The following is a 6,392-nucleotide window of genomic DNA, read 5'->3' as shown; positions in this document are numbered from 1 at the left end:
ACCACCCCCCCCCCCCCCCCCCCCCCCCCCCCCGCCCCCCCCCCCCCCGCCCGCAGCGGGGCGGCGCCGTCTTCGCTTATTTCCAGCCGTGCTCGGTGCCGAACTTGCGCAGGGCGCGCTCGTGCTCGCGGCGCAGCTGGGTCAGCTTGCGGGTCAGGTCGCGGCCGAGGACCTTGCCGTAATCCTGGCCGGTCTTGGCCTTGTCCCAGTCGTTCTCGACGAAGCGGGCGTCGACCCGGCCGGAACGGCTGACCGACACCGGCGTGCCGGTGAAGCTCTGCGCCGCCTTGGTCAGCTCGGCGACGAAGGTGGCGTCGTCGAGACCGCTATAGGCCTTGCCGGTGGAATCGGCGATGTTGAGGAAGAACAGGTCGCGGCCGAAGGCGGTGTAGCCGCCGCCGAGCCCCTTGTTCACCGACGCCGCGTGCTGGAAGAAGGCCTGCGCCTCCTCGCCGCTCGGCGCGTGGTCCTTGAAGGTGACCACGGCGTAGCCGGTGTTGCCCTGGCCTTCCGGCGTGAAGTCGGTGACCAGAACGCTCCACTGGCGGAAGCTGTAGCCGACCGCGGCGCCGAACAGGTCGGCGGTCTTCGGGTCGGTCTCGAAGGCCGATTGCAGCGAAGCGTTGGTCTCGAGCTGATAGCCCCCCGGCGTCACCTCGGTCTGCACCTGGTCGGCCGGGATGTTCAGCAGCGCCAGGATCTTCGGCAGCTCGGTGTCCTTCACCTGCTGGGTGAAGGTCGCGCGGTCGGCGTAGGTGGCTTTCTTGCCGTCGAGGCCGAGCGGCTTGAAGGTCAGCGCCTCGTAGGAGAAGAGCTGGGTCGGGCCGACCGGCGCTTCCGGGGCCGGCGCGGGTTTCGGCGCGCAGGCGGCGAGTGCGACGGTGGCCGCCAGGCTGGTCGCGAGCGCGACGGTTCTGAGAGATCTGAGGAACGTCATGATGTGGATTTCCCCTCCGGTCCGGAGCGAATCGCCCCGGCCGGATATAGGAATGCACGGCCGCCCCGGTTGCAAGGCGGAGCGCGATTTGCCGTCGCCGCCCTGATGCGATACCAGAGGGGGGCGATACCAGAGGGCATCCGCCCGGAGACCGATGATGACCGACCGTCCCGACGCTCCCCTCGATGCCGCCGAGGCCACGCGCCGCCTGATCGAGGTGATGGCGCGGCTGCGCCACCCCGAGACCGGCTGCCCCTGGGACGTCGCGCAGAGCTTCCGCACCATCGCGCCCTACACGATCGAGGAGGCCTATGAGGTGGCCGACGCGATCGAGCGCGACGCCATGGACGAGCTCAAGGACGAGCTGGGCGACCTCTTGTTCCAGGTCGCCTTCCATTCGCGCATGGCGGAGGAGCGGGGCGCCTTCGACTTTGCCGACGTCGCCGCCGGCATCGTCGACAAGATGATCCGCCGCCACCCGCATGTGTTCGGCGACGCGCCGGTCGATGCCGACGGCATGCCGGCGCAGTGGGAGCGGCAGAAGGCCGAGGAGCGCGCCGCCAAGGCCGAGGCCGAGGGCCGGCCGGCCGGGGTGCTGGACGGCATCGCCGGCGGCCTGCCCAGCCTGACCCGGGCGCTGAAGCTGCAGAAGCGGGCGGCACGGGTCGGCTTCGACTGGACCGACCCGGCCGACATCCTCGACAAGATCGAGGAGGAGGTCGGCGAGATCCGAGCCGAGATCGACGGCAGGGCGCCGAAGGAGCGGATCGAGGACGAGATCGGCGACCTGCTGTTCTGCGCCGTCAACCTGGCCCGGCGCTACGAGGTCGACCCTGATTCCGCGCTGCGCCGGACCAACGCCAAGTTCGAGCGCCGCTTCCGCCACCTGGAAGCGGCGCTTCGGGCCGAGGGCCGCGATCCCGCCGGGGCCAGCCTGGACGAGATGGAGGAGTTGTGGGTGGCAGCGAAGCGGGCGGAGACGGTGACATGAGGGGCCGCCTCCCAGCCATCGTCGCGGTGCTGGCCGTCCTTCTGGCTTGCGCCGCGGCCTTCGCCCAGACGCCTGCGGAGCTTCTGATCGGCCGATGGGAGCTGGTTTCCCAGCGACGGGTCGTCGACGGAAAGGGCATCCCGGACCAGCCCGTCTCGGACAAGGCCCGCTCGACCATCGTCTTCGGCGTCGACGGGACATGGCAGATCTTCGCCACGTCGCACGCGGGATCGCGTGGCACCTATCGATGGCTGGGACCCGACCGGATCGAGTCGACAACCATCGAGGCGCCGGTTCCGGCCGGCAACGGCGCCATCCGGACCATCGCCATCGAGGTCAACGATCGGCAGCTCACGCTGACGGTGACGCTCACGGCGGAGGAGCTGAAACGGACCGGTGGGCAGGCCAAGCCCGGCGCGTCCCTGCCGCAGACGCTGGTGGTCGCCTCCACGCTTCGGCGGCTGCCGGACTGACGGCCGGATGCCGGGCCGGCCCGGTGAGGCTGGCCCGGGCTGCCCGGCATACGATCAGACGCCGAGCAGCTCGACGTCGAAGATCAGGGTCGCGTTCGGCGGGATCACGCCGCCGGCGCCGCGGGCGCCGTAGCCCAGCGCGGCCGGGATGACCAGGCGGCGCTTGCCGCCGATCTTCATGCCCTGCACGCCCTCGTCCCAGCCGCGGATCACCCGGCCGCCGCCGAGCGGGAAGCGGAACGGCTCGTTCCGGTCCTTGCTGGAATCGAATTTGCGGCCGGCGCTGCCGTCGGCGTTCTGCAGCCAGCCGGTGTAGTGCACGGTCACGGTGACGCCGGCCTTGGCCTCGTCGCCGGTGCCGACCTCGATATCCTCGATTTCCAGCCCGGAGGCGGTGGTGGTGCGGGACATGATGCTTCCTTCTCGGGTTGGTGTCGGGTTCGGCCAGACTCAGGCCGCGGCCGCGATCTCGCCCATGGCGGCGCGGGCGGCGCGCCAGCTGGCCTGGTCCGGCGCCACCAGGATCGGGCCCTGGCGCAGCGTCGGGCGGTAGCGGGCGCCGTCGAGCACCGCGGCCCAGCCGCCAGCCTCGGCGTGCAGCAGCGTGCCGGCGGCGTGGTCCCAGGGGAACAGCTTGCGATAGGCCAGGATGTCGATCCGGCCCTCGACGGCGTCGATATAGTCGGCGCCGGCGCAGTTGACGTGGATGTGCGAGGCCACGGCATCGCGCAGCCGCATCACCGCCACGGCATAGCCGGGCGGCCGCTTCGCCAGGTTGAAGCCGCCGCGCAGCGTCGCCAGCGGCCCGGGAGCGGCCAGGGTCTGGCGGCGGCCGTCGATGAAGGCGCCCTCGCCGCGGATCGCCCAGGCGGTGCGGTTCTCGACCGGCAGGTGGATCCAGCCCATCAGCGTCTCGCCCCGCTGCACCAGGGCGACGATGGTGCCGAAGCGCGGCCGGCCGGCGACGAAATTGGCGGTGCCGTCCACCGGGTCGACGATCCAGACCGGGTCGTCGCCGTCCAGCAGGTCGAGCACGGCCGGATCCTTGGCATAGGCCTCCTCCCCGACCACGAGCGAGCCGGGCAGCAACCCGGGCAGCTGCTCGGCCAGGCGGATCTCGCTCTCCTGGTCGGCGATGGTGACGAGGTCGCCGGGCGCCTTCTCCATCACCGCCCCCTCCTCAAGCCGGCCGAAGCGCGGCAGGATCAGCTCCTGCGCGGTCTCCGCGATCAGGGCGGCGACCTTGTCGATCTCGGGCAGGCGCAGCATCGAAGGACTCTCAGTGGCGGGGGGCGATGCCGAGCTGGCGGTGCAGCCGCGCGGCGTCGTTCGGGTGGAGGCGGACGCGGATGAAGAGATGGGCGCCGTCGTCGCGCGCCTCCAGCACCTCGCCATGGCTGTGCAGCCAGGCCAAAGTGCGGCCATCGGCGATGTCGAGCTTGACCGTCATGGTCTCGCGGTCGGCGTTGATGCGGCGGGCGATCAGCTCCATCAGCCCGTCGCAGCCCTCGCCGGTGAGGGCCGAGATCACTGCCGCGTCATGGCCGCGCCGGCGCACCGCGGTCGACAGGGTCTCGCGCTCGTGCTCGGGCAGCAGGTCGGCCTTGTTCAGGACCTCGATCACGCGGCCGTCGGAATCGATGTCGATGTCCAGGTCGCGCAGCACCCCTTCGACATCCTCGCGCTGGGCCTCGGTGTCGGGATGGGCGATGTCGCGGACATGCAGGATCAGGTCGGCGGCCTGCACCTCCTCCAGCGTCGCCCGGAAGGCGGCGACCAGATGGGTCGGCAGGTCGGAGATGAAACCGACGGTATCGGACAGGATGATGCGCCGCCCCTGCCCCGCCTCGATCGACCGCATGGTCGGGTCCAGCGTGGCGAACAGCATGTCCTTGGCCAGCACGGTGGCCCGGGTCAGGCGGTTGAACAGGGTCGACTTGCCGGCGTTGGTGTAGCCGACCAGCGCCACCACCGGATACGGCACCCGGGCCCGCGCATCGCGGTGCAGCGACCGGGTGCGGCGGACGTCGTCGAGCTGGCGCTTGATCTGGATGATGCGGTCGTCGATCTGGCGGCGGTCCAGCTCGATCTGGGTTTCGCCGGGGCCGCCGAGGAAGCCGGCGCCGCCGCGCTGCCGCTCGAGGTGGGTCCAGGACCGGACCAGGCGCGAGCGCTGGTAGCTGAGATGCGCCAGCTCGACCTGCAGCTGGCCCTCGCGGGTGCGGGCGCGCTCGCCGAAGATCTCGAGGATCAGGCCGGTGCGGTCGATCACCTTGGTCTTCCAGCGCCGCTCGAGGTTGCGCTGCTGCACCGGGCTGAGGGTGGCGTCGACCACCACCAGCCCGGCCTCGGTGGCGGCGACCACGCTCGCCAGCTCCTCCAGCGCCCCCTCGCCGATCAGGGTCGAGGGCTGCGGCCGCGACACCCGGACGCAGCGGGCCTCGGCGATGTCGAGCGAGATCGCGCGGGACAGGCCGACCGCCTCGTCCAGCGAGGCCTCGGCGGTCCGCCCGGCATCGTTATGGGTGCCCGGCAGAACCGGGTGGATGACGATGGCGCGTCCCGAGGACGCGCCATCCGCACCGGGATTTGGCCCTGAAGTCTGGCCCAAAGGGATCAGGCCTCTTCCTTCTGCGGCTCGAACAGCTGGATCGGATGCGCCGGCATCACCGTCGAGATCGCATGCTTGTACACCAGCTGCGAATGGGCGTCGCGGCGGAGCAGGACCGAGAAGTTGTCAAACCAAGTGATGATACCCTGCAGCTTCACCCCGTTGACGAGGAAGATGGTCACCGGGATCTTGTTCTTCCGGACGTTGTTGAGGAACACGTCCTGAACGTTCTGTGCCTTTTCCGACATTAGTTGGATCCTGCTGCTTGATTTTATTGGAGCCCCGGGGGGCCCGAGCCACACGATGTGGCACCGTCCGACAATATGGGAAGCACCGGCCCGGAGAAAAGGGAACAATGGTGCATTGTCATGTTGCGCCGGCACTGGAGGCATGGGCGACATACGCCTCCAGCAGCCGTCGGCCGAGCGACCCGGGCGTGCCGTCGCCGACCAAGCGGTCGTCGATCTGCAGGACCGGCGTGACGAAGCTGGTGGCGCTGCTCAGGAAGGCCTCGCGCGCGGCATAGGCCTCATCGAGGCTGAACGGGCGCTGTTCGAAGCGCAGCCCCTCCGCCGCCGCGATCCGCAGGATCGACTGTCGGGTGATGCCGTTGAGGATCTCGTGGCTGGCCGGGCGGGTGACCAGCGCACCGTCCGCGGTCAGGATCCAGGCGTTGGACGAGGTGCCTTCGGTGACGAAGCCGTCCTCGTCCACCTGCCAGGCCTCGAAGGCGCCGCGCTCCGCCGCCTCCTGCTTGCCCAGCACCTGCGGCAACAGGCCTACGGACTTGATGTCGCGGCGCTTCCAGCGGATGTCGGGGATGGTGATGACGCGGACGCCGGTCCGGGCATGGGGCGCCAGCGCCGCCCGCCGCGTGGTCATCACCAGGGTCGGCCGGGCCGCGGCCGGGAAGCGGAAGTCGCGCGGCGCGACGCCACGGGTGACCTGGAGGTAGATCAGCCCGTCACGCACGCCGTTGCGCTGCAACAGCTGTCGCATCAGCAGCCGCAGCACCCGCCGCTCGCAGGGCCAGGCGATGCGCAGCTCCCGCAGCGAGCGGTCGAGCCGGTCGAGATGGCCCTCCTCGTCGATCAGGAGGCCGCGGCGGATGCACACCACCTCGTAGACGCCGTCGGCGAACTGGAAGCCGCGGTCCTCGACATGCACCGCCGCCCGGGCATGCGGCACATAGCGCCCGTTGACATAGGCGTCGCGCGCCATCGCTTATTCTCTCCGTTCCCGCTGTCCGCGGCCGATGCTCGGGTTGCATACACCGGACTCCAACGGAATTCCGCTCCCTTGTTTCGGGACAGCCATCGCGAGCCGGAGCGGAACGGCTTGCAGGGCTGGCGGGCCAAGCCGGCGGAAACCATGTATAAT

The 6,392-nt window shown here is 70.4% G+C and carries 8 protein-coding genes; 2 read left to right on the top strand and 6 right to left on the bottom strand.

Going from position 1 to position 6,392, the window contains the following annotated elements; translation table 11 throughout:
* Nucleotides 1-76: 76 nt before the first annotated feature.
* A complete protein-coding gene (locus AAHM41_RS20990; protein WP_342238527.1) occupies nucleotides 77-937 on the bottom strand; it encodes a hypothetical protein in 861 nt (286 codons plus the stop codon).
* A 157-nt stretch (nucleotides 938-1,094) separates the two neighbouring features.
* Here AAHM41_RS20990 and mazG point away from each other — a divergent pair, with 157 nt between their 5' ends.
* Together mazG and AAHM41_RS20980 are read left to right on the top strand one after the other, a co-directional pair.
* A complete protein-coding gene (gene mazG / locus AAHM41_RS20985; protein WP_342238526.1) occupies nucleotides 1,095-1,928 on the top strand; it encodes a nucleoside triphosphate pyrophosphohydrolase in 834 nt (277 codons plus the stop codon).
* The gene (locus tag AAHM41_RS20980) at nucleotides 1,925-2,401 is read left to right on the top strand and encodes a hypothetical protein (RefSeq protein ID WP_342238525.1); all 477 of its coding nucleotides are present in this window, start codon (nucleotides 1,925-1,927) and stop codon (nucleotides 2,399-2,401) included. Before mazG ends, AAHM41_RS20980 begins: the two co-directional genes overlap by 4 nt.
* A gap of 54 nt (nucleotides 2,402-2,455) precedes the next feature.
* Here the strand turns inward: AAHM41_RS20980 and AAHM41_RS20975 are convergent, their stop codons facing one another.
* The 5 genes from AAHM41_RS20975 to AAHM41_RS20955 form a co-directional block, all read right to left on the bottom strand.
* The gene (locus AAHM41_RS20975) at nucleotides 2,456-2,812 is read right to left on the bottom strand and encodes an FKBP-type peptidyl-prolyl cis-trans isomerase (protein ID WP_342238524.1); all 357 of its coding nucleotides are present in this window, start codon (nucleotides 2,810-2,812) and stop codon (nucleotides 2,456-2,458) included.
* A gap of 39 nt (nucleotides 2,813-2,851) precedes the next feature.
* The gene (locus tag AAHM41_RS20970; RefSeq protein WP_342238523.1) at nucleotides 2,852-3,670 is read right to left on the bottom strand and encodes an inositol monophosphatase family protein; all 819 of its coding nucleotides are present in this window, start codon (nucleotides 3,668-3,670) and stop codon (nucleotides 2,852-2,854) included.
* Between the two features lie 10 nt (nucleotides 3,671-3,680).
* Complete coding sequence (gene hflX / locus AAHM41_RS20965) at nucleotides 3,681-5,012, bottom strand: GTPase HflX (protein ID WP_342238522.1); 1,332 nt, start codon at nucleotides 5,010-5,012, stop codon at nucleotides 3,681-3,683.
* 5 nt (nucleotides 5,013-5,017) lie between these two features.
* Nucleotides 5,018-5,260 (bottom strand): RNA chaperone Hfq, encoded by a 243-nt coding sequence (hfq, locus tag AAHM41_RS20960; RefSeq protein ID WP_026870608.1) that lies wholly within the window; start codon nucleotides 5,258-5,260, stop codon nucleotides 5,018-5,020.
* Nucleotides 5,261-5,378: 118 nt separating this feature from the next.
* Nucleotides 5,379-6,233 (bottom strand): D-amino-acid transaminase, encoded by an 855-nt coding sequence (locus tag AAHM41_RS20955; RefSeq protein WP_342238521.1) that lies wholly within the window; start codon nucleotides 6,231-6,233, stop codon nucleotides 5,379-5,381.
* Nucleotides 6,234-6,392 lie beyond the last annotated feature (159 nt).

The organism is Inquilinus sp. OTU3971 (genome assembly GCF_038440215.1).
Note: the sequence above shows the minus strand (reverse complement) of the source record. Positions and strands in the feature narration are given on the sequence as shown.

Excerpts from the sequence above, each read along its gene's own strand:
- AAHM41_RS20990 (WP_342238527.1), bottom strand. The coding sequence starts at position 937 with ATGACGTTCCTCAGATCTCTCAGAACCGTCGCGCTCGCGACCAGCCTG.
- mazG (WP_342238526.1), top strand. The coding sequence starts at position 1,095 with ATGACCGACCGTCCCGACGCTCCCCTCGATGCCGCCGAGGCCACGCGC.
- AAHM41_RS20980 (WP_342238525.1), top strand. The coding sequence starts at position 1,925 with ATGAGGGGCCGCCTCCCAGCCATCGTCGCGGTGCTGGCCGTCCTTCTG.
- AAHM41_RS20975 (WP_342238524.1), bottom strand. The coding sequence starts at position 2,812 with ATGTCCCGCACCACCACCGCCTCCGGGCTGGAAATCGAGGATATCGAG.
- AAHM41_RS20970 (WP_342238523.1), bottom strand. The coding sequence starts at position 3,670 with ATGCTGCGCCTGCCCGAGATCGACAAGGTCGCCGCCCTGATCGCGGAG.
- hfq (WP_026870608.1), bottom strand. The coding sequence starts at position 5,260 with ATGTCGGAAAAGGCACAGAACGTTCAGGACGTGTTCCTCAACAACGTC.
- AAHM41_RS20955 (WP_342238521.1), bottom strand. The coding sequence starts at position 6,233 with ATGGCGCGCGACGCCTATGTCAACGGGCGCTATGTGCCGCATGCCCGG.